The organism is Leptospira paudalimensis (assembly GCF_026151345.1).
GTDB lineage: Bacteria > Spirochaetota > Leptospiria > Leptospirales > Leptospiraceae > Leptospira_A > Leptospira_A paudalimensis.
Genome location: NZ_JAMQPR010000001.1, coordinates 2,470,086 through 2,492,550, shown reverse-complemented (window position 1 = coordinate 2,492,550; position 22,465 = coordinate 2,470,086). Strand labels below are relative to the sequence as shown.

General features: G+C 40.1%; 25 protein-coding genes. 20 read left to right on the top strand and 5 right to left on the bottom strand.

Going from position 1 to position 22,465, the window contains the following annotated elements; genetic code table 11:
* From ND855_RS11590 to ND855_RS11580, 3 genes are all read left to right on the top strand, one after another.
* Positions 1 to 954, top strand: coding sequence for an MBL fold metallo-hydrolase (locus ND855_RS11590; protein ID WP_265359391.1), 954 nt, complete (start codon positions 1 to 3; stop codon positions 952 to 954).
* 5 nt (positions 955 to 959) lie between these two features.
* Positions 960 to 3,377, top strand: coding sequence for a penicillin-binding protein 1A (locus tag ND855_RS11585; protein ID WP_265358466.1), 2,418 nt, complete (start codon positions 960 to 962; stop codon positions 3,375 to 3,377).
* A gap of 266 nt (positions 3,378 to 3,643) precedes the next feature.
* The gene (locus tag ND855_RS11580; protein ID WP_100718736.1) at positions 3,644 to 4,084 is read left to right on the top strand and encodes a tetratricopeptide repeat protein; all 441 of its coding nucleotides are present in this window, start codon (positions 3,644 to 3,646) and stop codon (positions 4,082 to 4,084) included.
* Positions 4,085 to 4,146: 62 nt separating this feature from the next.
* On the opposite strand, the gene ND855_RS11575 is transcribed toward ND855_RS11580, so the two are convergent.
* The 3 genes from ND855_RS11575 to sppA are packed head-to-tail and all read right to left on the bottom strand — an operon-like array spanning position 4,147 to position 7,272.
* Positions 4,147 to 4,860: a hypothetical protein gene (locus ND855_RS11575; protein ID WP_265358465.1), complete on the bottom strand. Its 714-nt coding sequence runs from the start codon at positions 4,858 to 4,860 to the stop codon at positions 4,147 to 4,149.
* Positions 4,826 to 6,253 (bottom strand): MBOAT family O-acyltransferase, encoded by a 1,428-nt coding sequence (locus tag ND855_RS11570; protein ID WP_265358464.1) that lies wholly within the window; start codon positions 6,251 to 6,253, stop codon positions 4,826 to 4,828. Before ND855_RS11570 ends, ND855_RS11575 begins: the two co-directional genes overlap by 35 nt.
* 20 nt (positions 6,254 to 6,273) lie before the next feature.
* Positions 6,274 to 7,272, bottom strand: a complete 999-nt coding sequence (gene sppA, locus ND855_RS11565; protein WP_265358463.1) for a signal peptide peptidase SppA — start codon at positions 7,270 to 7,272, stop codon at positions 6,274 to 6,276.
* Positions 7,273 to 7,327: 55 nt separating this feature from the next.
* Here sppA and ND855_RS11560 point away from each other — a divergent pair, with 55 nt between their 5' ends.
* The gene (locus ND855_RS11560; RefSeq protein ID WP_135604821.1) at positions 7,328 to 8,224 is read left to right on the top strand and encodes an aldose 1-epimerase; all 897 of its coding nucleotides are present in this window, start codon (positions 7,328 to 7,330) and stop codon (positions 8,222 to 8,224) included.
* A 219-nt stretch (positions 8,225 to 8,443) separates the two neighbouring features.
* Here ND855_RS11560 and ND855_RS11555 read toward each other — a convergent pair whose 3' ends face one another.
* Complete coding sequence (locus ND855_RS11555) at positions 8,444 to 9,292, bottom strand: hypothetical protein (RefSeq protein WP_265358462.1); 849 nt, start codon at positions 9,290 to 9,292, stop codon at positions 8,444 to 8,446.
* A gap of 34 nt (positions 9,293 to 9,326) precedes the next feature.
* Here ND855_RS11555 and ND855_RS11550 point away from each other — a divergent pair, with 34 nt between their 5' ends.
* The 5 genes from ND855_RS11550 to ND855_RS11530 all read left to right on the top strand — a co-directional run bounded on the left by ND855_RS11550 (position 9,327) and on the right by ND855_RS11530 (position 13,366).
* A complete protein-coding gene (locus ND855_RS11550; RefSeq protein WP_135604817.1) occupies positions 9,327 to 10,091 on the top strand; it encodes an LOG family protein in 765 nt (254 codons plus the stop codon).
* An 18-nt stretch (positions 10,092 to 10,109) separates the two neighbouring features.
* Positions 10,110 to 10,394, top strand: coding sequence for a 50S ribosomal protein L28 (gene rpmB / locus ND855_RS11545; protein WP_100718729.1), 285 nt, complete (start codon positions 10,110 to 10,112; stop codon positions 10,392 to 10,394).
* A 23-nt stretch (positions 10,395 to 10,417) separates the two neighbouring features.
* The gene (locus tag ND855_RS11540) at positions 10,418 to 11,068 is read left to right on the top strand and encodes an endonuclease III domain-containing protein (protein WP_135604815.1); all 651 of its coding nucleotides are present in this window, start codon (positions 10,418 to 10,420) and stop codon (positions 11,066 to 11,068) included.
* Between the two features lie 793 nt (positions 11,069 to 11,861).
* Positions 11,862 to 12,773: a UbiA-like polyprenyltransferase gene (locus tag ND855_RS11535; RefSeq protein ID WP_135591278.1), complete on the top strand. Its 912-nt coding sequence runs from the start codon at positions 11,862 to 11,864 to the stop codon at positions 12,771 to 12,773.
* Positions 12,770 to 13,366 carry a UbiX family flavin prenyltransferase gene (locus tag ND855_RS11530; RefSeq protein WP_135604814.1) on the top strand — a complete coding sequence of 199 codons (597 nt, stop codon included), beginning with the start codon at positions 12,770 to 12,772 and terminating at the stop codon, positions 13,364 to 13,366. The genes ND855_RS11535 and ND855_RS11530 overlap by 4 nt, the downstream gene beginning before the upstream one ends.
* On the opposite strand, the gene ND855_RS11525 is transcribed toward ND855_RS11530, so the two are convergent.
* A complete protein-coding gene (locus tag ND855_RS11525; protein ID WP_100718725.1) occupies positions 13,350 to 13,763 on the bottom strand; it encodes an acyl-CoA thioesterase in 414 nt (137 codons plus the stop codon). The genes ND855_RS11530 and ND855_RS11525 overlap by 17 nt on opposite strands.
* Before the next feature lie 66 nt (positions 13,764 to 13,829).
* Here ND855_RS11525 and pyrB point away from each other — a divergent pair, with 66 nt between their 5' ends.
* The 11 genes from pyrB (at position 13,830) to ND855_RS11470 (ending at position 22,465) form a co-directional block, all read left to right on the top strand.
* Entirely contained in the window at positions 13,830 to 14,762 is a 933-nt protein-coding gene (gene pyrB / locus ND855_RS11520) for an aspartate carbamoyltransferase (RefSeq protein WP_265358461.1), read from the top strand.
* Entirely contained in the window at positions 14,755 to 15,123 is a 369-nt protein-coding gene (locus ND855_RS11515) for a DUF2203 domain-containing protein (protein ID WP_100718723.1), read from the top strand. The genes pyrB and ND855_RS11515 overlap by 8 nt, the downstream gene beginning before the upstream one ends.
* A complete protein-coding gene (locus tag ND855_RS11510) occupies positions 15,107 to 16,333 on the top strand; it encodes an LL-diaminopimelate aminotransferase (protein WP_265358460.1) in 1,227 nt (408 codons plus the stop codon). Before ND855_RS11515 ends, ND855_RS11510 begins: the two co-directional genes overlap by 17 nt.
* Positions 16,334 to 16,385: 52 nt before the next feature.
* A complete protein-coding gene (locus ND855_RS11505; protein WP_265358459.1) occupies positions 16,386 to 17,375 on the top strand; it encodes an adhesin OmpL37 family surface protein in 990 nt (329 codons plus the stop codon).
* A gap of 1 nt (position 17,376) precedes the next feature.
* Positions 17,377 to 18,015, top strand: a complete 639-nt coding sequence (locus ND855_RS11500) for a hypothetical protein (RefSeq protein ID WP_265358458.1) — start codon at positions 17,377 to 17,379, stop codon at positions 18,013 to 18,015.
* A gap of 47 nt (positions 18,016 to 18,062) precedes the next feature.
* Positions 18,063 to 19,268 carry a helix-turn-helix domain-containing protein gene (locus tag ND855_RS11495; protein ID WP_265358457.1) on the top strand — a complete coding sequence of 402 codons (1,206 nt, stop codon included), beginning with the start codon at positions 18,063 to 18,065 and terminating at the stop codon, positions 19,266 to 19,268.
* Between the two features lie 141 nt (positions 19,269 to 19,409).
* Positions 19,410 to 20,813, top strand: coding sequence for a transcription termination factor Rho (gene rho / locus ND855_RS11490; protein WP_100726389.1), 1,404 nt, complete (start codon positions 19,410 to 19,412; stop codon positions 20,811 to 20,813).
* A 10-nt stretch (positions 20,814 to 20,823) separates the two neighbouring features.
* Positions 20,824 to 21,024, top strand: coding sequence for a 50S ribosomal protein L31 (gene rpmE / locus ND855_RS11485; RefSeq protein ID WP_002973045.1), 201 nt, complete (start codon positions 20,824 to 20,826; stop codon positions 21,022 to 21,024).
* Positions 21,025 to 21,071: 47 nt separating this feature from the next.
* Positions 21,072 to 21,866 carry a pentapeptide repeat-containing protein gene (locus tag ND855_RS11480; protein WP_265358456.1) on the top strand — a complete coding sequence of 265 codons (795 nt, stop codon included), beginning with the start codon at positions 21,072 to 21,074 and terminating at the stop codon, positions 21,864 to 21,866.
* On the top strand, positions 21,863 to 22,051 hold the full coding sequence (locus tag ND855_RS11475) for a hypothetical protein (RefSeq protein ID WP_265358455.1): 189 nt from the start codon (positions 21,863 to 21,865) through the stop codon (positions 22,049 to 22,051). The genes ND855_RS11480 and ND855_RS11475 overlap by 4 nt, the downstream gene beginning before the upstream one ends.
* Positions 22,052 to 22,105: 54 nt before the next feature.
* Positions 22,106 to 22,465, top strand: a complete 360-nt coding sequence (locus tag ND855_RS11470) for an STAS domain-containing protein (protein WP_100718918.1) — start codon at positions 22,106 to 22,108, stop codon at positions 22,463 to 22,465.

The following is a 22,465-nucleotide window of genomic DNA, read 5'->3' as shown; positions in this document are numbered from 1 at the left end:
GTGATTGTGCAACTCTACGGAGTCCGCGGTTCCATTGCGAGCCCACTCCGAAACCAAGACTACCGCAAAAAGATAATCGAGATTCTAGACCTCTACAAACAATCAGGGGCCGAAGGATCTGTGGATGAGTTTTGGCAAAATCTTCCCTACCATTTAAAATTTGTCACAGGATCTGACACAACCTGTGTTTCGGTGACAGATGATGATGGCCAAACCTATGTTTTGGATATGGGGACGGGACTTAGGAATTTAGGTGACGAACTTGTTTCCGAATATTTCACAAACCAATTGAAAAAAACTGTCTCCTTCTTTATCACACATACCCACTGGGATCATATCCAGGGCCTTCCTTTTTTTAAGCCCATTTATTTCCCAGACTTCCATTTGCATTTTTATTCTCCTTATGCTGATTTAGAAAAACGATTACAAAGACAACAAGAACCAGAATTTTTTCCAGTGCCACTGGACGGAACAGGTTCTGCAAAAGAGTTTAAACTTTTTTTCCCAGGCGATGTGTTAGAATTTCCTTCGGGTCTCAAAGTAGAGTGTTACCCATTAAAACACCCAGGTGGTTCGTTTGCGTATAAATTCACGAACCGGGCTGGTAAAATTTTTATCTTTGCTACCGATGCGGAATTTACTGGGGCTGACATGGACCTCATCCATGAATGTTTGCCTTTTTTTGCGGATGCAGACTTACTCATTTTAGATACTCAATACACCTTGGATGAATCCTTTTCCAAATTTGATTGGGGGCACACAGCTTATACCATGTCCGTGAATTGTGCTTCCTCTTGGCGTGTGAAAAACTTAGTGCTCACCCACCATGAACCAAGTTACTCTGATGAAAAAATTTATGATATTTATGAAAACGCAAAACTCCACCAGCAGCAGTTAGGCGAGAAGAAATTAAAAATTCATTTAGCAAGAGAAGGACTTAGATTCCACTTATAATGACTATGAACAAAGAAAAAACACTTCGAATTACCATCACTACCTTCTTTAGTATTGCACTTCTGGGAGGACTCTTTTTTGGATACATTCTTTCCGAAGTGAACAAAGGGAAAGAATTACAAAAACTTGCATCTTACCAACCAACAACTCCTACTAAATTATATGATACCAATGGAGTTTTGTTTGCAGAGTTATACCGCCACAAACAAGAATTATTAAAGTATAGTGATATTCCACCTCATGTGATCCATGCATTTTTATCAGTAGAAGATGATAATTTTTTCAATCACTTTGGTATTGATTTTTTAGCCATTGTAAGAGCTGCGATTAAAAACGTTTTTGCCGGCCGTATTGTCCAAGGTGGATCCACCTTAACCCAACAGTTAGCAAAAACTATCTTACAACAAAGGAAAAAAACCTTTGGACGTAAATTCCTCGAAGCACTTCTCACCTTACAAATCGAACAAGAATACACCAAAGAAGAAATCTTAGAAATTTATTTTAACTTAATTTATTTGGGCCATGGAACAACTGGTTTGTCGTCTGCAGCCAATGTATATTTCCAAAAAGATGTAAGAGACTTAAGTATTGCTGAAGCAGCACTTTTAGCAAGACTTCCTAAAGCACCTGTTACCTATTCACCTTTCAAAAACCCGAAAGAAGCCAAACAAGCGCATATGGTGGTGCTTGGCCTCATGGCAAAAAATGGTTTTATTCCCAAAGACCAAGTAAAGAAAATTCACGATGATTTTTGGGAACGGTATTGGCCTGTTGTCATCACCCAATCTCCTTCACGTTCTACTTGGGGTGCTAAACTCAACCGTGCCCCTTATTTTACAGAGTGGGTTCGCCAAATCTTAGAGAAGGAATTGGGAGAGGAGGCTCTTTACACAGGTGGACTTCGTGTTTATACCACACTTGATGTGAGAAAACAAGAAATTGCAGAAGAAGAATTACGAAAAGGCCTAATCGAACAAGACAAATCTGCATTTGGTGCAAACTTCCGTTATGCGGGGCGTGCCGATCGTGGTCTTGTTTCTTTATACAATTTGTTTGGTTCCATTTTCCCAGTGGGTGTCCCATATGTAACAAGTTTGGATGACAGGCAAGTGTTTCGTCTGCATTTAGAAAAAGAAATGGCACCGGCTCTGGAATTGTTAACGGATTTTATCCCTTCCGAAAACGAAAGTGCAGCAGTCAAAGAATTCCAAAGATCCTCTCTTGTATTTTCTTCCAACTTACACGTAGAAGGTGCTATCATTACCATCGACCACCAAACTGGTTATATCCAAACCATGGTGGGTGGTTCAAGGTTCTCCCCCAAAAACCAATTTAACCGTGCAATGCAAGCGAGACGCCAAACAGGTTCTGCATTCAAACCATTTGTTTATGCAGCTGCTATCCAAAACCGTGCTGTTGGATCGGGAACAGGGATTATGGATGCACCACTTACCACCATTACAGAAGAAGGGGAAGGGTATTCGCCTCAAGACATTTCTGGTGATTTCCGAGGTATGGTTCCTCTGTCTCGCGCACTCTCTTTATCCTTAAACATTGTGTCGGTGCAGGTTCTGATGCGAACTGGGACAGATTCCGTCATTGATTTTGCCTCCAAAGTTACAAAAACAAATAAAGCTAGGTTCCCAACAGGTCCAGCCCTGGCATTGGGAGTTGCAGAACTCACACCTTATGAAATGGCTCTTGGGTATTCTATCCTTGCAAACAAAGGAAAAGATGTAATTCCATTTAGTGTTCGTTATGTGCTAAACCAAAGTGGGACTGTTGTTTATAATAAAGAAAAGGAAGTCCAAGAAACTTTGGCTGAAGAAGCCAAAAATGGAACCATCCAAATCATTCCAGAAGCCACAGCATATATCATCAAACAAATGTTAATCGGTGTGGCAATGGGAGGAACACCAACCCAAGCCTTGCGTGCTGCAGACAAAGGAAATTATAAAGGGGAATCTGGCGGAAAAACAGGTTCTACATCTTCTTATACCAATGTTTGGTATGCCGGTTTTGATCCAAAATACACATCGATTGTTTGGATGGGTTTTGATAAATCCTCTCTTTCTCTAGGAAAGGGTGTCACTGCTGCTGGTGTAGCGGCACCGATTTGGGGGAAAATGTATTCTCGTTTTTACAACGAAGGACCTTATCCAAGTTTTTACCCCAATGGCAAATCGGATGAAATTCCTGCCGATGTGGTTAAGGGTGCCACTTGTGCATTTAATGGACTTTCGCCAGGACCAAATTGCCCTCTCACTGGAAATTTATTCTTAAAACCAATCACGATTGCAGGCCGAACCTTGTCTGTCCCTGGTGGACGGCAATGTGATGGGGACAGAGACCACTACAGATCGATGGATCTAAATGACTTCTTACAACGTGAATTGGAAATCTCTGACGACGAATTGAAGTAAGCCTCAGCTAAAAAATCAGCCTACCAAGACCAGTCAAATGAGAATCAAATCCCTTCTTCCCAACCAAGCAAGGAGGGATTTTTTTTATAATCCCTGTTTTTTTAGGCAATTTCTTGCAAACCACTCAATCTGCGTAATTTTTCAGCAGATTGAAAGGTCCATTCCTTTCCGAATCTCCCGAAACGACAATTCTAAGCGGTTTTAGAGGGATCTCATGTTGGCACGATAGTTGCATCTATTCTCTTGAACAGCAGTTCGGAGGGAATATGAAAAAACTACTCTTAACCATCATTATTTTAGCGATCAACTTCTCAGTGAAAGCTGGAGAGTCCTCCTTTTTGAATGATGATGTAGCTTCCCTCATTGGCCAATACGATAACGAAACCTTAGCTGCCATTTCCAATGAACTTGTGAAAATGGCGAACGAAGAAGAAGGAATGGGAGAGTTTGATTTAGCTTCTACTCATTATGACCGTGCAATTAAAATCCGTGAAGCTATTGGTATGAAATCCCATAAAAGTTTTGCTTCGATCCAATACTTAGCAAGCCAAGCGTATTCGAAAGCTGGTAACTTTTGTGAGGCTTCTACTTATGCAAAAAAAGCAAGTGATGCTTTCCGTGCACATGGAATTTCTAAATTCGAACACAAAGCTGAATTGGAGTCAAAAGAATTTGCAAAGGCTTGTGCGGTGGTGGCTGTTCGTTAAATAAAACTTGTTGTTATGATTCTTTCTAGAGATGGTTACCCTTTTTTGATTCTTCCTTCGAATCAATCCAACTTCACGTGATGATACACGTGGGGTTGGAATTCTTTTTTCCCATACTTACGTATCGCAATTTCAAATAATCTCGTTTTTTCATATGGGATGTCTGATTCCCAAGCAATCCCAAAATTGGCTTCTGTATAACCAGATTCATATTGAAGTGGGTATAAAGATTTTCCGTCATAATAATAGAGTAGTTTATGTTCGAAGTTTTTTGTGGAATCGACAACAAAGACCTCGCATGGAATCCGTTTTGTGAATTGTTTTGTGATTTGGAATTTAGTTTGTTCCAATCGACATTCTTTTACATTCAATTCTTTTGTTGTTAAAAGCACCCATTCCTTTGACTTCTCAATGGAACCTTTCCCAATGATTTGGCGAAATTGCAAGTGGTCTTTGTATACCTTCCATTCTCTCCAAATTTTTTTAAATTCGAAATTTGGTTCAATGTAAATGGATTCTGTCCAAAAGAGTTGGAAATCTTTTGATCCCATCGCTGATTTTTTTTCTGTAGGTCTTTTGTATGAACCAAGGAGTAAATCTGAATCTTTTGGAAATTCTGTTGGTAAAGTCCGTATCCATCCAAGTTTTGGTGTACAAAAAAGTGGGAATAAAAACACCAAAAGAAGAAGGAATTTCTTCTTTTGGTGTAGAGCTGAAATCAAATTGGTATTACAATTTGATTTAGAATTGGAAGTAAATAAAATCTTGTCCACCATCTCCAAAAATTCCGAGTAAAAGTAAAATTACGACGGATAAAATGGGGAGTAAAATATTTTGGAAAGGTTTTAGTTTTTCATACACAAACGGTGAGTATTGGAACCAGTTGAACATAAGTCCTAAAGCAATGAAGGTGGGAAGTTCATCCACTCGGCTTAAGGTATCACCAGTATTTCGTAGAGTTAAAACACCTTTAAAAATTTCATAAGCAACATTTAAGGATTCTGCTCCTCTTGCTGCTGCACGAAAAAATACTCCCGAAAATGTAAATACAATGAAGATCACAATGGTTCGTATGATTCCTGCAAGTGGGAATGTGTCTGGTATGAATTTCTTTTTCCCACGATGGAGGTATAAAGACCTTTCAATCCAAATGAGAGCGCCTAAATACGCCCCCCAAAGGACAAAGGCCCAATTGGCTCCATGCCACAACCCTCCAAGGCACATGGTGATAAAGGAATTCAAATTGGATCGGAAAATGCTCCCTTTACTTCCACCTAACGGAATGTAAATGTAGTCACGTAACCAAGAGGATAATGTGATGTGCCATCTGCTCCAAAGTTCTCGGAAAGACTGTGAAAAAAATGGACCTTGGAAGTTTTCTGGAATTTCATATCCCAGTAAATTAGCAGATCCTCTTGCCATATCCGTATACCCAGAAAAGTCACAATACACTTGGATCGCGAAGGCAAGGACACTGAAGAAAATCGAAAAACTATCGTATTTCGCGGGGTCTAGATACAAAGGAGAAATGATTGGTGCGATGTTTTCTGCAATGATGACCTTTTTAAACAAACCACCAATGATAAGGAAGATTCCCTTTTTCATTCTGTCTGAGTCTATCGTTGGGTGGTCGAGTTGAGGGAGGAAATCCTGTGACCTCATAATCGGACCAGCGATGAGTTGTGGGAAAAACAAAATGAACAAGAAGTAGTCCACAGTGGACATTCTTTTTTCAATGATACCACGGTGGATGTCCACTTGTACAGCAATGATCTGGAAGGTATAAAAACTAATCGCTAGTGGTAAAAAAATACTCCATGAACCAGCAATTTCTTTGAAACTAGGATACCCTGTTAAAGAGTATAATGAATCTGTAATGAAGTAAAAATACTTAAAGAACGCTAAATTAAGAACGTTTAAAATGACAATTGTGTATAAAACACTGTTGTGATTTTCTCCTTTTTCTTTTTTCCGAAACATCCATTCGCTAAACGCATAGTTAACAAGAATGACTAAAAGGAAGTGGAATAAAAAAGGAAAACTAAAATAGGCGTAAAAAATAAGAGAAGAAACCACAAGAAGGGGTTTTCTCCCCTTTTGTGGAATGTTCCAATAGATTAAATAGGTAAGCGCAAATAAAATTAAATACGGAATCGAATTGAATAACATGAATTAGGTAACCTTAAAATTTAGATATCCCATAGGTATAAAAACTTCGAGTTCGTATTTGTTCCAAGAAGTTTATCAGCGATACCAAATGAAATAGGATTTCCTTTCACGTCAGTTGCTTGGTAAATATTTTCCACAGGTACTTTTCCTCTTTGGTAAGTAACAATACGAGGTGATCCTTGTGGGTTGCCTTCATACTTAGGGTGTTTCATGAGTTCGATTACAAAATTATCAAAATAACCGATAAAATCAATCATCCCTTCTTTCTGTGCTTGTTCCGCTGTGAAGATCCTTCCATCACAAATTTCTTTGAGTCTGGATTCAGAAACTTTAGGTCTGCCTTTTTTCACAACATCAAAAAAGCGAGCATACAAACTATCAATGATTGACTGTAAAATTTTTCTTTGTTCCGCAGTCATTTCTGTTGTAGGTGAACCAAGGGCTTTGTTTGGACCAGAGGTAAAGGATTGGTCTTTCACTCCAATTTTGTCTAAACCTTCTTTCACATTGATCCCCGACATGATCACACCCACAGAACCTGTAACAGTTGTTGGGTGGGCACCAATGGAATCTGTTGCCATTGCAATGTAATAAGCACCACTAGCAGCTGTATCCATAAATCCTGCAAAAACAGGGATCCCTTTACGTTCTTTGAATTTTTTCACTTCTTGGTAGATGATGTCACTTGCCGTAACAGTTCCACCAGGAGAGTTGATTTTTAAGATCACACCTTTGACATCAGGGTCTCTCTCTGCACGTTTGAGTGATTCTTTCACTCTGACGACCATCGAATCAGAAGAAGGTCCAAAAAAGGATTCTTTTCCTTCATCAGAAATCATCCCTTCGATGGAGATAATTACGATTTTTTCTTGATCCTTTCCAGCAATGAGTTTCTCTTCGAATTCAGACTTAGCTGTTGGAGGGAATAAATTCATACTATTCCCAATGACACATGATTCTGTAAAAAGAATCGAAAGAAGAACGACGGAACTAATTAGACCAAACTTTCTTAAAGGCATACAAACCTTTCTAAGATGGCAAACTCTGACTTCAATCATTTTTGGGAGATAAATCTTGCACCTACTGAAAACAAAATACTCTAGTTTTGGGACAGAACCCACTGGAGGTGGCCAATGGTTGCATTTGAATCTCCATTCTCCCGTAGATGGCTCCAAAGTTTCTGTGGTTGCAGGCCACAAAGCCCCAGATCCATTTTTTGCTTCAGGTTCGTTTTTGATGTTTCCCTGGGTCAATCGATTGGAACCAAACCCATGGGCGAGAGAGCCATTTTATCCGAGTATCCATTGGTTGACAGATGGGAACGGAATCCCTCTCCATGGGCTCTTCCACAACCTGCCAAGAACCATCCTTTCCGAAACACAAGGGGAGATGGAATCCATTGTCAAATTTTCCATGGACATCCCAAAAACTTGGGAAGGGACATTACTTTCCAAAATCCAAGTGACGGAAGTGTACCAACTTACTCCTTCGGAACTCAAAATCATCTATGAATTAAAGAACCAATCAGAAGAAGAATTTCCCTTTGCACTTGGAATCCATCCCTATTTCCGTTGGAACGAAGAAGAAAGTATCGATGATCTATTCCTCATCGGATCTGGATTCCACCAGATTAAACTCGGAGATTACCTTTTACCTGAACGTATATTAGGTGGTGAGTTGTTACTCAATGGTGAACTTCCACTCATGGGAAAAAGTTTGGATGATTTGTACGGAGCCGCCGGAAATGAAACTCCCTACATTGGTCTATTTTCGATGAACAAAAAGGAGAAGTTACTCATCTCTGGTGGGAATTTTTACCAAGTGTACACTCCGCAAGATAGAAGGTCAATTGCGATTGAACCGATGACAAGCACTGGCAATTTTTTACATTTCCCTGGTGCAAATCCTAGTCTTATCAAAGCACATTCCGAAAAAAAAATTGAATTTTCGATTCGTTTGGATCAATTCTAAAAAAAAATATTCTCTTTATCGAACAAACTGTCTAACAAAAAAAAGAGGATAGTTCCCCAATGTCAGATGCCCTAGTGAATACTTGTAAACAAATTAGTAAAAACCTTTTGGAAATCAAATATTTCGCAGAGAAAAAAAACACTAGCCGAACTTCTGTTTACCGAGCTTTACAAGACCAAAAGATCAATGAAGTCGTGATCGGAAAAAATTCACGTTTCATTATTTTAGATGATGCTGCGAAGAAATGGAAACCTGGTAGACAGGCCTAAATTCATATTCTTCTCCGATTAAGTTGGTTTCAACCCAATCCGTTGTTTCTCCTTCGTTCCATTGGTTCCAAATTTCATTTGGGATCAAGGATCGAATGGAAGTTGGAACCAATGGTTTTAATCCAAAATAAGGTAATAAGTACTCGTCAGATTGGTTTTCGAATAGATAACCTAAAAAACTAAAATAAACCTTACCTAAACTTTTGTCCAAATGAGTGTCTCTTGTTTTGATGTAACACTCACCAAATTTTGGGTAAGGTGTTTTAAATGTTTTATGATGGAATTTGTATTGGATTCCCTTTAGATACCCAATCCTGAGTATCAGTTTGGATGCCCCTGAAACCATTTGTAGATGGCGATGGTCGATCGGGTTCTCTAGTCCATCCATATCCAAACTGGCATTTACAATTTTTACATTTCCTAATTCTAACTGAGATGGTTCCTTCCACCACTGTTCTATGAATTTCCAATCTGTTGTTTTCTTTTTAGGTGTTGTTTGATTTTCGATGTTTGATCGTAATATGTCTGTTAAGTGAGACTTCTTCTTTTTTCCAAATGACTTGGGAAATAAAAAAAAGGTAATCGTTTCCAAATTCGAGAACTCATACAAAAAATCGAAGGAAACGCTCGAATGAGACAATGCTTCCGGTTTGGTTTTCCAGGCGGTGACTTGGAAGGGATGGAAGTTGTGAAATCCCGATTCTTCCCAATCAAGGATCCTTTTTTGTAATTTGGTTTCTACAATAGGGAGATGTTTTAAGGAAATTGAGAGTTCAAATGTTTTTGGGAATTTCCACATCTTTTATACCAATCGGTCGATCTATGATAACAAGATGAATGATTTAGCCTTTGAGAATCAAAGTTTTTTATGGGGGAATGAAGCAGGGCCCATACGGATCCTTTCGGAATACCTACATCCCAAGGCGGAGTTCAATGAACATGGAATTACTGATACCATTGTTGTTTTTGGATCGGCGAGGATCCCGTCTCAGGAAAAAATCCAACCCGGAAAACCTTCACCCTTAGAAGGCTTAAGCCAATACTACGAGGAAGCCAGAGAGTTTTCCCGATTGATTTCGGAATGGGCAGAAGTTTTAAAACTAGATGCCCCAAATCGTAATTTGCTCATTTGCACAGGAGGTGGACCTGGGATCATGGAAGCAGGGAACCGAGGTGCCAAAGAAGCAGGGGCAAAATCGGTTGCGTTAAACATTGTCCTTCCTCACGAACAACACCCGAATCCGTATGTGAACAAAGAACTTACATTTGAGTTTCACTACTTTTTTATGCGTAAACTTTGGTTTATGAAAACGTGCCGAGGGATGATTGCATTTCCTGGTGGATTTGGAACCTTTGATGAATTATTTGAAACCCTTACCCTTGTCCAGACTGGAAAAAAAAGTAGGATTCCCATCCTTCTCTATGGAACAAAATTTTGGACGGAAGTGATCAATTTCAAAAAATTAGCGGAGATGAAGCTGATTTCGGAAGAAGACCTACATTTATTTGGATTTGCTGACAGTCCAGTGGAGGCACTTCGATTCTTTCAGGAAAAGATTCGTTTCGAATTGACCCATTCTGAGGGTACAAAAACATAGCGAAACAAGGTAATAATTATGGCTAGAACATGTGTAGTAACCGGAAAAGGAACAACGGCTGGGAACAACGTATCCCATTCTCATAAAAAGAATCGCCGTATCTGGAAGGTGAATGTGATCACAAAAAAAATCTTCTTGGAAGACGAGAACCGTTGGGTTCGCGTTAAGATTTCTACACGTGCTTTGAGAACCCTTCGTAAAAAAGGTTTGAAAGTGGCAATCAAAGACCACGGCGGTGATATCTCCGCAATCACTCCTAAAAAATACGTAGGAATCACTCCAAAAGCACAACCAGCAACTTAAATCTTAGATTTCGTTGTTCTGGATTGAAACGATCCAAAAAAACTCCCAATATCACCGAAGTATACCGTCTCCTTGAGGCGGAATTCGGTGTCGTCGAAACCCCCCTTACATTTACAAAACCTTATGAGTTGGCAATCGCTGTCATCCTCAGTGCACAGTGTACGGACGAACGTGTGAACCAAGTCACACCAGAACTCTTTCGTACCTTTCCGACTCTTGAGTCTTTTGCGAAAGCACCTTTATCCGCGATTGAGAAAAAAATCTTTTCCACTGGGTTTTATAAAAACAAAGCCAAAAGTATCCAAGGTTTTGCGAAAATGGTGTTAGCAGAATTTGGTGGTGAGATTCCTAAAACAATGGAGGAGGCAATCAAACTCCCTGGGTTTGGAAGGAAAACAGCCAATGTGGTGCTTGCTGAAATTTATGGTGTGGTGGAAGGGTTTGTTGTGGATACCCACGTAAAACGATTAACCAAACGACTTGGATTTACAAAAAAAACAGATCCCGTACAAATTGAACGGGAGATGATGAAAATCACGCCTAAGGAAATTTGCCGAAACCTATCTCTTTACCTAATATTTCTCGGTCGTAAGTACTGCCAGGCTCGCCGGACGTTTTGTTCGGATTGTCCTCTTTCTTCCCTATGTCCTTCTTATTCGGAGTCGGTTTCATAAGACCTTCTTCTGTTTCCGATTCCTTTCTCTGTTTCCAAGAACGATTGCGGTCTGTTAAATTGATGGATTCTACTTTGTAATCCAAACGAATCAGGTTTCGTTTGCGATAGTATAAATTTAAAGTACCAAGTCTTCCGTAGTCTTTAGGGCATTCCACTTGGTGGACATTGGAAAGGTAACGAAACCTTGCCTGTGGTTTCCCTTCGACGAGTAAAAATACTGGGAGTTCGGGATTGTTTTGAACCGGGATGAGAGGGATTTTCATTTCGTCTTCTGAACTGACATATACGATCCAACCATCAAATTCGTCGGTGTTTTTCGCATTTAAGAGCCCGTCTATGGAACCTAAACCGAGTTTGACGGGGCCATGGTCCATTTCGATGGTTTTTGTCAGGTTAAATCCATCGAAGGGGAATTCTAATGGTTTGTCTTTTTGGGAAAATGGGTACAACATGTACCCTTTCCCTCGTTTCAGATCTAAATCCATTTTTTCCCGTTCCACAAAACCAAGGAGGGCACTGAGACCACCACGCCCTTCCTCATCCATTTTTGTGAAAAGTTCCTTGCCACAGTGAAAAAACATACGTAAAGGTCGGTCTTCCAGGCTTTCATGCGCGAAACTGGAAGAAAGTGAAAGAAAGTACCCAATTGTCAAAATAGACCAAAGGTTTCTTTCAAGAAAGGAAAGACGGATATTCATATTTTGTGACCTTGGTTCTAAGAACGGAAGAATTCGAAACAGAATGAACCAAAAAACCTGATCTCTGTCTAAACTAAGGGCAGAAAGGATGCCATGAACTTCTTCAAAAATCTATTTCTCTACGCTAAAATGGTTAAATTTTCCCATACACTTTTTGCTTTACCTTTTGCTGGGATCAGCTTCGTCCTCGCTTACCTTGAATCGAGTCTCGATACAGGTGATCTGCTTCGAATCGGTGCCCTGATCCTTGTTTGTATGGTCAGTGCTCGTAGTGCTGCCATGGGTTTCAACAGGTATGTGGATTCAGAAATTGATGAAAAAAATCCCCGCACTCAAAATCGAGAAATCCCTGCCGGGAAAATTTCTAAGGTATCGGCGTTACTCTTCATAGGGCTTTCTGCCTTCATTTTTATCTTTGCTAGTTTTTTTGTGAACAAACTGGCTTTCTTACTTTCCTTCCCCGCACTTTTCATTTTATTTCTGTATTCTCTCACCAAACGGTTTACTTTGTTTTGCCATTTGGTTCTCGGTTTTGCGATCTCTCTGGCGCCACTCGGTGCTTGGATTGCCATCACAGAAACTGTGAATTTAGTTCCCATTTTATTTTCACTAGGACTTTTATTCCATATTTCCGCATTTGATGTGTTATATGCCATTCAGGATATGGATTTTGATGCCAAAGAAAAACTCCATAGCATTCCTTCCAAATTAGGGGAAACTAAATCCCGTATCATCGCTGTTATCTTGCATACTCTTTCGTTTGTATTTTTTATCCTCGCAGGGATTAGTGCCGAACTTGGGTTTATGTATTTTTTAATCCTCTCTGTGATTGGGATTTTGGTGTTGTATGAACACAAAATCTCTTACCAATACAAACAAAAGGATCTCCCACTTATTTTTTACCAAATCAATTCCTGGATCAGTGTAGTTTTGTTTTTGGCCATCCTATTTGATAAATGGAATGAGTTTTTACTGAAGATTTCCTCTGGAATTAGTTTTCGATGAAACTTGTTGTGGGTCTCGCAGGTGCTAGTGGTAGCATTTATGCTGCTCGATTTTTAAAAGCATTGTATGAGATCGAAGGGGAAACCTACATCACATCAAGTCCCGCATCTTTACGTATCTTTTCAGAAGAATACGAAACGACAGTGAAAACCACTGAAGACATTTTGTCTTTTGTGGAAGAGAAGTGGAAGGTAAAACCCAAACACAAATTCCATGTTCGTAATTTTTTTGATATCGGTTCTGACATAGCCAGTGGTTCCAATGTTTGGGATGCGATGGTTGTGATCCCTTGTAGTATGAAAACCGTTGCTTCTATGTCCGCAGGTCTCACAGAAAACTTAATCGAACGAGCCGCCGATGTGACCTTAAAAGAAAGAAGGCGTCTCATTGTAGTCCCGAGAGAAACTCCCTACAACCGCATCCACCTCAGGAACATGTTAGCGTTAGATGAAGCAGGGGCCATCCTCTTACCTGCATCCCCTGGTTTTTACCAAATGCCAAAATCTTTGGATGACCTTGGCGATTTTATCACGGGGAGGATTTTTAATCTAATCGGTCTCCCCCAAACTCTGTTCCCTAAGTGGGAGGGGTAAAGTTTCTAAAATACGCAGTTGGTTTCCCATTTTCACCTAAGCATACGTAGGTGATGTCACTTTCGATGACGGCGGCCATTTTCCCTGTTTGGGGGTGGTTAGTAATGGCAAGTGTTCTGGAAGTGATGGAAGATTTTCCATATTTTACAATCTTTCCATAAATTTGGATGATGTCACCTGCCCTTGCTGGGGAACGAAACACCACATTGTCCATACTCATCGTGACGATATTGGTGTACCGAATTTTGTTCATGACATACATCGCCATTCCCTCATCAATCCAGGAGAGCATTTTCCCACCAAAAAGATTGTTATGGTAGTTTAAATCGTCTGGTTGGACCAAGTGTTGGGTGACTAGTTCCATATCCCGCAGTTTGTTCTGAATTGTCTCGACCATAAATACCAAAAAATATGTTTTCGATTTATTCGATACCAAAAACCCTAGAGAAAAGATTTCTGCCCTATGTATGAATACTCCCACAAAAACATTTTAGACACCTTACAATTTTCCAAAGAAGACCTTAATTTCCTAATCGAAAAAACAAATCGAATGAGTGCCCTACATGAATCGGGAAAGGCGTTTGGGATCCTTCACGGGAAACTCCTGGCTTCCTTGTTTTTTGAGGCAAGTACCCGCACTCGGATGAGTTTTGAAGCTGCCATGGAACGATTAGGTGGAAGGCTCATCTCCACGGTAGGGTTTCAGTTTTCTTCCATTTCGAAAGGGGAAACTTTGTATGATACCATGAAGATGATTGAAGCCTATTGTGATATTGCTGTGATCCGCCACCCCGTCGAAGGTTCTTCTCGGATTGCCGCAGGTGCAGTCAACATCCCTGTGATCAATGCAGGAGATGGGGCAGGGCAACACCCGACACAAGCACTTCTCGATTTATATACCATCTTTTCGGAAAAGAAGAAAATAGATGGGTTAAACATTGCTTTCATCGGGGACCTAAAGTATGGACGGACCATCCATTCGCTCATCAACCTCTTACGCCATTATCCAGTGCATTTGTATCTCATCAGTCCCGAAGAATTAAAACTCCCTGAAAAGTACAAAAAGAACTTAGAAGGTTTTCCCATGACTTGGGAAGAAACAACCGACATCAAAGCCATCTGGGATGCAGATGTTGCGTATGTGACACGAATCCAAGAAGAAAGGTTTCCTGATCATAGAGAGTATGAAAAACTAAAAGATATCTATAAAGTGAATAAGGAACTTGTCCTTGCGTCCAAAAAAGACACAACTATCCTCCATCCACTCCCTCGTGTGAATGAACTATCCACTGATGTGGATGATTTGCCAAATGCAGCTTACTTTCGTCAGGCGAAGTATGGAGTTGTTGTCAGAATGGTTTTACTCTGCCTAAGTCTTGGGGTCAAATTTGACTAAAAAAATTTGGACTTTGGAAGAAGCAAGGGAGATCTTACCCCTTGTCAGAGATATCACAAAAGAATACTATGTTAAGGCAAGTGTTCTCGCAGATGATGTACGAAACAAAATGTTACCTGAAAATGTTTTGGAATCGAAAGAGGAAGAAATAGGGGACATCATCAAACATTGGACAAACGAAATCTTAAATTTGAAAATTGATGTTAAGGGTTTGTGGCTCGTAGACTTCGATCATGGCAACGGATTTTACTGTTGGACATGGGGCGAAGAAGATGTGTTATACGAACATGGTTATCATGAAGGATTTAGATCGAGAAAACTCATAGAGGAAAATAAAGAAGAAAATGACTCAGATAAATGAAAACTATTTAAAATTAAAAGCGGGATATTTATTCCCTGAGATTGGAAGAAGAGTAAAAGCTTATTCAGAAGCCAACCAAAATGCAAAAATCATCCGACTTGGAATCGGAGACGTAACACTTCCACTTGCACCAACCATTGTCAATGCAATGGTAGATGCGGCCAAAGAAATGGGAAGTGCAGGTGGATTCCATGGGTATGGACCAGAACAAGGGTATTCTTTCCTCATCCAAAAGATCATCGCTCATGATTATATAGCACGTGGTGTACAAATCGCAGAAGACGAAGTATTTGTTTCTGATGGATCCAAATGTGATTGTGGAAACATCCAAGAGATTTTTTCCCTCGATAGTAAAATTGCCGTCGTAGACCCTGTATATCCAGTATATGTAGATACAAATGTGATGGCAGGAAGAACTGGAGAAGTAGGACCTGATGGACGTTATGCGAACATCATTTATATGCCTGCGACTGAAGAAAATAATTTTGAACCTGATTTTCCAAAAGAAAAACCAGATATCATTTATCTTTGTTATCCGAATAACCCGACAGGAATGGTCGCAACCAAAGCCCGTCTCACAGAATGGGTGAACTATGCCAAAAAAATGGGAAGTATCATCCTTTACGATTCCGCGTATGAGTCTTTTATCCAAGACAAAGAGATTCCAAAATCCATTTATGAAATCCCAGGAGCCAAAGAAGTGGCAATGGAATTTCGTTCCTTCTCCAAAACTGCAGGGTTTACGGGAACTCGTTGTGCCTACCTTGTGATCCCGAAAGACCTAAAAGGAAAAACAAAATCAGGAGAAGAGGTGAGTTTTAACTCTCTTTGGAACAGACGCCATACAACCAAATTCAATGGTGTATCGTATGTCACACAGAAAGGGGCGGAAGCTGTGTTTTCCACCCAAGGACAAGTGGAGATCAAAGAACAAATTTCCTACTATATGGAAAATGCAAAACTCATTCGCGAAGGTCTTGCTAAGGCAGGTTACAAAGTGTTTGGTGGAACGAATGCTCCTTACATTTGGTTAAAAACCCCACGTGGACTCAAATCTTGGGAATTTTTTGACGAACTCCTAGGAAACGCACAAGTGGTTGGAACTCCTGGATCTGGGTTTGGACCGGCTGGAGAAGGGTATTTCCGACTTTCTGCGTTTGGAAAACGAGAAGATGTCATTTCTGCCATCGAACGCATCCAAAAAATGTAAAATTTAGTCCTGGTTTTTTCCATAGCTCCGATATATAAAACAAGGTAGAGCTATGGGAAAATGGAAATTCATCCTCTTTTTTGCAATGGTTGTGGGACATATCTCCCACATCAATGCAGTATCTCCAGAACAAACGAATTTGGGGATTTTGATCTTTGAAAACAAAGAAAACTTAAATTTTATCAATGTGGCACTCAGTAATTTGGCTCCTTCACAAGAAGAAGCACAAAGCACTGCCCAACCAGGAACAACCCAAACCCCAGATCCTTCCAAAAAGAATTTGGATTTTGATTATTTCAAACTCCTAAAAGCAGCAAACCAATCTGACTTTAGTGGAAACATGTGGTACTTACAAAGTAATTATGTGTATGGATTCCGCCAACTCAGACAAGCCCAAGGGGAACTCAAAAATATCTTTGAAATCGTATTACAAAAATACATCGAAGATGCAAGAGCACTTTTGGAAGCAGCAGCGCCTGCCATCATCAGATCAAATGATAGCAACGCAAAAGCTTTGTTACGTTTAGGTTTTCGTGACCTTCGTTCCTCGGAAGATCTTTACACAACTGGTCTCAATTCAAGCCCTCACCAATACCGTTATAAACTTACGCTCTACAAAGAAGGGATTTTGACACTTCGTCGTGCAAAACGTTTTGCCATCCTTGCGATGATTTATAGCAAAACTCCAGATGAGGATAAACCTGAATACCAATACCGTTCCAATGAAGACCTAAAAGAAGCTCGTAACGAAGAAAAACAACGTAACTACGAAAAGGTGAGAGATACCCTCATCAACTTCATTGAAAACAAACGTATGGAAAGAACTGTTGTCCCTCCAGGAAACCCAGATGCAAAACCATTGGATTTACTAGAACAACATGATGATAACTACGGTTTCATCACTTCTAAAAAATTAGATCTACTGCTTGAAGCTAATGCACAAATCAAAGAGACGGAAGGGGCAAGACGTGAATCAGTTCCTCCAACTCCAAAATTTGATGAAAACGGCAAAGCGATTTATCCGGAAGAAAAGAAGAAATAAAATGAAGTTTTTTACAAGTGTGATTTTACTTTCTTTTTCGTTAGGACTCGTTGCCAAAAGTACGATATCTTACCGGGAAAGGAAAAAACAATTGGATGGAAAAATTGCACTTGTATTAGAGCTGAAAGAACACCTTAAACTTGAACCTGAGGTAGGAAAATCTTCTGTTGAATCCATTCGTGACCAAGTAGAAGAAACCTACCGCGTAGGAAAACGTGCGGAAATCGAAAAAGTTTTAACCCTTGCGGAAGGTGAGATCCTCATCACACAACGAAAACTTTGTATCCCCATGGAAGAAGTCACAACTGGGCTCTACCAAAAAGCCATGGGGCATTGGATCCAAATGGAAAATGACGAAAAGTCTGGGTCGAGTCGATTGGAGTGGGATACAAAAGATAAAATCCAACGTTATTTAGTGATGGCAAAAAGTGAAAAAGACCATGCAAAAGAATACTTTTTGTCTGGAAATTACCAACTTTCCCTACATACCTACAAACGATCGCTAGTGTATAGTTTACTTACGTTACGTACCCAAAAATCAGAAATTCCAGAAACCTACCAAAGTGCAGATACCGCATGGGTGCAACCCATTTGGATGAACCTCCACAAACAAAAGCAAAACTCCATCCAAGAAAACTAAAAAATTTTCATTTTCATTCACACTAATTTTCAAAGAATGACTGCTTAGTGAAGTTTGAATCACTTTATCGTCATTTTTTGCTCACAAGAGCCACTCACATTCCCGTTGTAAACGAGAAGGGGGAACTTGTTGGATTACTTTCCAAAGAGAGAGTCCATCGTGAGTTGTCTGACCTCGGGAAAGAAAGAGAAGATCTGGACAAAATTCCTTTAGAGATTTTGGAAACAGAACTGAACGAATCCATTCTATTATATTTTAAAGAAACTTCTCTCATTCCCGTGATTGGCATAGATGGTGATAAAAAAGACAATTGGGACAAACCAAGATTCCTTGCAGCTTTCACCAAACTAGAATCCAAACAAGTCCGAGATCCAAAACTGGATGGTATCGAATCCAAACTCGAGAAAAAAAAAGAAAACGTGGATTCCGTCCAGTGGTTTATGGAACTCATCCTTTCCCATTTCCCTGATGGCCTTTTTGCAACTGACGTAACAGGTGGAACTATTTTTTATAATGAAAGTTTTGAAAGGGATATTCTCACAAAATCATTGTTTGATGACTCGATAGAAACTGCTGAGAAGTATTTACACAATTTAAATAGAGAAGTCCTCGCATCTTACCTAAAAGAACATGATTTGAGTTTGGGAAAAGAAGCGGATACAAATGTCCTAACAACCATGTTACCAGACTTACAATCCCAAGTAAGGATCATCACTTTAAAAAAAGAGAAAAAGGTAGTTGGATTTTTGTACCATTTTGTTTCAAGTAGTGTTGGTTTTGGGGCTGGAAAAACAAAATCGGAATTCCCTGATTTGGACATGGCTTTTTTTTCGAAACTCCCTCTGGAAACTGTCCTTGCGGAAATGGAAGCCCACTATATCCACAAATCCTTACAAAGGAATTCGCAAAATATATCCCATGCTGCAAGTGAACTCGGTATTCCACGTACAACCTTACAAAATAGAATTCGATTTTTAAATTTATCGGAACGTTTCCAAAACAATAAAAAGGAACGAGTGGTCATCCCGAGAAAACGATCCGAAAAACAACTGGATTCGGAAAAACAGTCCTCTTCCCAACCCAAAACATCGCAAAAAAAACAAAGGCTCCCTAAGAAAAAACAAAATCCAAACTCAACCAAAAAAGGAAAATCAGAGAAACGAACCACTTCTCCTCCGAAAAAACAAGGAAATGGGAAACAAGGGACCAAAACGAAGGCAAAACCAACACAAAAGACAAAAAAAAGACGTTGACGAAAATGGTGCAGAAACGATTTTTTCATTACCGTTTGAGAAAACACCTCCGCACTTCGCTGTTTCACTTGCATACATAACTTGCACAAATGGTTTCCCGAATTTTATCAAATACTCTAACAAATCAATGTAGAACAATCTATGGCATCACGCAAACAAGAAGAAATCCAAGTTAATCCCCCCGAAGAACCAACTGAATATACAAATGGCATCATGGACCAAGACGATGCTTCCGAACCACCGAAACAATTTAAGAAAAAAAAGAGCCGGTATGAAGGACCTATTCCTCCTCCACTTGATTTAGTAGAACTCAAGAAAAAAAACATCAATGAACTTGCTGACCTTGCGAAAGGTTTGGGAGTGGAAAACACTCATGGTTTGAAAAAACAAAACTTGATGTTCGCTCTCCTACAAGCACAAACCGAAAAAGATGGACAAGTGCATGCTGCCGGGGTAATGGAAAGACTTCCTGATGGTTATGGTTTCTTACGATCACCTGACTACAATTATGTGCCAGGTCCAGATGATATTTATGTTTCTCCATCTCAAATTAAGTTATTTGGTCTTCGTACGGGGGATACTGTAACAGGTCTTATTCGGCCACCAAAAGAAGCAGAACGATTTTTTGCGATGTTACGAGTGGAATCCATCAATGGTTTCCCTGTTGAAGTTGCTCAAAAGAGAAATTTATTTGATAACTTAACACCTCTTTATCCTAACGAAAGGATCAATATGGAATTTGATCCAAGCCATTTGGATACACGTGTGATTGATCTTATGTGTCCAATTGGAAAGGGACAAAGAGCACTCATTGTGGCTCCTCCAAGAACTGGTAAAACAGTTCTCATGCAATCCATTGCCAATGCGATCACTCGTAACCACCCAGAAATTTTTCTCATCGTTTTACTCATTGATGAACGTCCGGAAGAAGTAACCGACATGGCTCGCCATGTAAAGGGTGAAGTTGTGAGTTCTACGTTTGACGAACCAGCACAACGACACGTACAAGTGGCTGAGATGGTCATCGAAAAAGCGAAACGACTTGTGGAACACGGCAAGGATGTGGTCATCCTTCTCGACTCGATCACAAGGCTTGCCCGTGCTTACAACCAAGTGGTTCCCACATCTGGAAAAATCCTTTCCGGTGGTGTGGACTCCAATGCCCTCCACAAACCAAAACGTTTTTTTGGTGCAGCAAGGAATATTGAAGAAGGTGGGTCACTCACCATCATCGCGACCGCCCTCATTGACACGGGTTCCCGAATGGACGAAGTGATTTTTGAGGAATTTAAGGGAACGGGAAATATGGAAATCCATTTGGACCGAAAACTCGCTGACAAACGAATTTTCCCTGCCATCGACATCAACCGCTCAGGAACTAGGAAAGAAGAACTCCTCCTACCACAAGACACCCTCACTCGTGTCTTTATCCTTCGAAAAGTACTTTCTCCTATGAGTATCACCGAAAGTATGGAACTATTGATTGAAAAAATGCGTGGCGCGAAGACAAACGACCAATTCCTCGCCAGCATGAATACGAACTAAAAGGGCCACCATGAAAACTGACATCCATCCAAAATACGTTGCTGCCAAAATTAAATGTGCTTGTGGTACTGTGATTGAAACACGTTCCACTGCAGGGGACATCAGTGTGGAAATTTGTTCCAACTGCCACCCGTTCTTCACAGGAAAATCCAAACTTGTGGATACAACAGGCCGCGTAGACAAGTTCAAGAAAAAATACAAAATGAAGTAAGAGGTCTTTGCCTCACAACCGTCTAAACTATAACGGGGGAACAACTCATGGCAGTAATGGACTTTGCTCGCTACAAAGAAATCAACGACCAAAGGATGAATTACCGTGAGATGGAAGACGCAACTGTTGTCTCCTATTACCGCAACACAGGTTGCGGAGACGGTTACCGCATCTATCTTAAGTTAAACGAGAATCAAGTTGTGGAAGACGCAAGTTATACCACAACAGGTTGTGGGTTTGGGATTGTGGCACTTGCCATGGCAACTGAATATGCCAAAGGGAAATCCATTTCTGATTTAAAAACCCTTACCCCAGAAACTCTCGAAACATTATTTGAATTCCCAGAACGTAGGAAAAATTATCCAGAATCGGCTGTTGCTGCTCTCAAAAAAGCGGTAGAAGATTTTGAATCGGGCCAAGGTGTTCCGAAAGAAAATCGAATCACAAAAGCACAAACGATGGAACTCCTTCATAAACAAGGCCACCTAAGGGAGGCTAAGTTATCTAGTGTCATGTTAGAAAAAGAAAAATTGGACGGAGTCGATTTTTCAGGCGCTGACCTTCACAATGCCTTCTTACAAAACTCTAGTTTTGTGGGAGCGAACTTCCAAGGTGCGAATCTGAAGGCTTCTTTTTTTAACGGAGCAGATTTGCGTAACGCCAATTTTCGAGGTGCCGACCTACGTTTTGCAAAACTAGCTTCGGCCAAAATTGAAGGTGCTGATTTTACTGACGCCATATATGATATTGGAACTCGGGTAGACCATAGCCAAATGTACATCTTTGATGTGATGAAAAAAGCAGGGAAAGATCTCTATTTAAAAACTGGGGAAGGGGAATGAAACCTGGCGATAAAGCTAAACTCACCAAACAAACCTTTCTCCATAAAGGGATTTTTATTTTTACTGGTTCCACCGTTGAAATCAAAGAGATCCAAAATGAGAAGGCAATTGTCGTTTATAATGACAAAGAAGGATACCCTCACGATTTAGAGATGGATCTCGCTGATTTGGCACCAGTTTCCTAAGCCCGATTTTCTTGACACAAAAGAAGAGAATCGTAACGTATTGTTAATCCAAGTATGTTGATTCAAAGCCACCGTCAGGAAAACCACCTGTTACTCTCCATCCAAAGGGATGTCCTGATGGAAAATTCACGCGAGTTTTACCAAGAGTTTGAGAAAGCAATTGAAGGTTCCAATTTTGGGAAACTGACAATGGACTTTCATTTGGTGAAATTTTTGGATTCGAGTGGGATTGGAGCTGTGATCAAAGCATCATCTGCCCTTCACAACCGTGGTGTGGAAATTTTTGTGACCAACCTCAATAAAAATTTAAACTCTGTTTTTCGTTTGTCTGGGCTGAATCATATCCTTTCGATTTTGACTTTGGATGAATACCTTTCCAAATTCCCAGAGTTCCAACAAACTCTAGAGGCTTAA

What these genes read in the sequence shown, in the direction of transcription:
- ND855_RS11585 (WP_265358466.1), top strand. Translation starts at nt 960, where the DNA reads ATGAACAAAGAAAAAACACTTCGAATTACCATCACTACCTTCTTTAGT.
- ND855_RS11580 (WP_100718736.1), top strand. Translation starts at nt 3,644, where the DNA reads ATGAAAAAACTACTCTTAACCATCATTATTTTAGCGATCAACTTCTCA.
- ND855_RS11575 (WP_265358465.1), bottom strand. Translation starts at nt 4,860, where the DNA reads ATGGTGGACAAGATTTTATTTACTTCCAATTCTAAATCAAATTGTAAT.
- ND855_RS11570 (WP_265358464.1), bottom strand. Translation starts at nt 6,253, where the DNA reads ATGTTATTCAATTCGATTCCGTATTTAATTTTATTTGCGCTTACCTAT.
- sppA (WP_265358463.1), bottom strand. Translation starts at nt 7,272, where the DNA reads ATGCCTTTAAGAAAGTTTGGTCTAATTAGTTCCGTCGTTCTTCTTTCG.
- ND855_RS11555 (WP_265358462.1), bottom strand. Translation starts at nt 9,292, where the DNA reads ATGTGGAAATTCCCAAAAACATTTGAACTCTCAATTTCCTTAAAACAT.
- ND855_RS11550 (WP_135604817.1), top strand. Translation starts at nt 9,327, where the DNA reads ATGAATGATTTAGCCTTTGAGAATCAAAGTTTTTTATGGGGGAATGAA.
- rpmB (WP_100718729.1), top strand. Translation starts at nt 10,110, where the DNA reads ATGGCTAGAACATGTGTAGTAACCGGAAAAGGAACAACGGCTGGGAAC.
- ND855_RS11535 (WP_135591278.1), top strand. Translation starts at nt 11,862, where the DNA reads ATGAACTTCTTCAAAAATCTATTTCTCTACGCTAAAATGGTTAAATTT.
- ND855_RS11530 (WP_135604814.1), top strand. Translation starts at nt 12,770, where the DNA reads ATGAAACTTGTTGTGGGTCTCGCAGGTGCTAGTGGTAGCATTTATGCT.
- ND855_RS11525 (WP_100718725.1), bottom strand. Translation starts at nt 13,763, where the DNA reads ATGGTCGAGACAATTCAGAACAAACTGCGGGATATGGAACTAGTCACC.
- pyrB (WP_265358461.1), top strand. Translation starts at nt 13,830, where the DNA reads ATGTATGAATACTCCCACAAAAACATTTTAGACACCTTACAATTTTCC.
- ND855_RS11510 (WP_265358460.1), top strand. Translation starts at nt 15,107, where the DNA reads ATGACTCAGATAAATGAAAACTATTTAAAATTAAAAGCGGGATATTTA.
- ND855_RS11505 (WP_265358459.1), top strand. Translation starts at nt 16,386, where the DNA reads ATGGGAAAATGGAAATTCATCCTCTTTTTTGCAATGGTTGTGGGACAT.
- ND855_RS11500 (WP_265358458.1), top strand. Translation starts at nt 17,377, where the DNA reads ATGAAGTTTTTTACAAGTGTGATTTTACTTTCTTTTTCGTTAGGACTC.
- rho (WP_100726389.1), top strand. Translation starts at nt 19,410, where the DNA reads ATGGCATCACGCAAACAAGAAGAAATCCAAGTTAATCCCCCCGAAGAA.
- rpmE (WP_002973045.1), top strand. Translation starts at nt 20,824, where the DNA reads ATGAAAACTGACATCCATCCAAAATACGTTGCTGCCAAAATTAAATGT.
- ND855_RS11480 (WP_265358456.1), top strand. Translation starts at nt 21,072, where the DNA reads ATGGCAGTAATGGACTTTGCTCGCTACAAAGAAATCAACGACCAAAGG.
- ND855_RS11475 (WP_265358455.1), top strand. Translation starts at nt 21,863, where the DNA reads ATGAAACCTGGCGATAAAGCTAAACTCACCAAACAAACCTTTCTCCAT.
- ND855_RS11470 (WP_100718918.1), top strand. Translation starts at nt 22,106, where the DNA reads ATGTTGATTCAAAGCCACCGTCAGGAAAACCACCTGTTACTCTCCATC.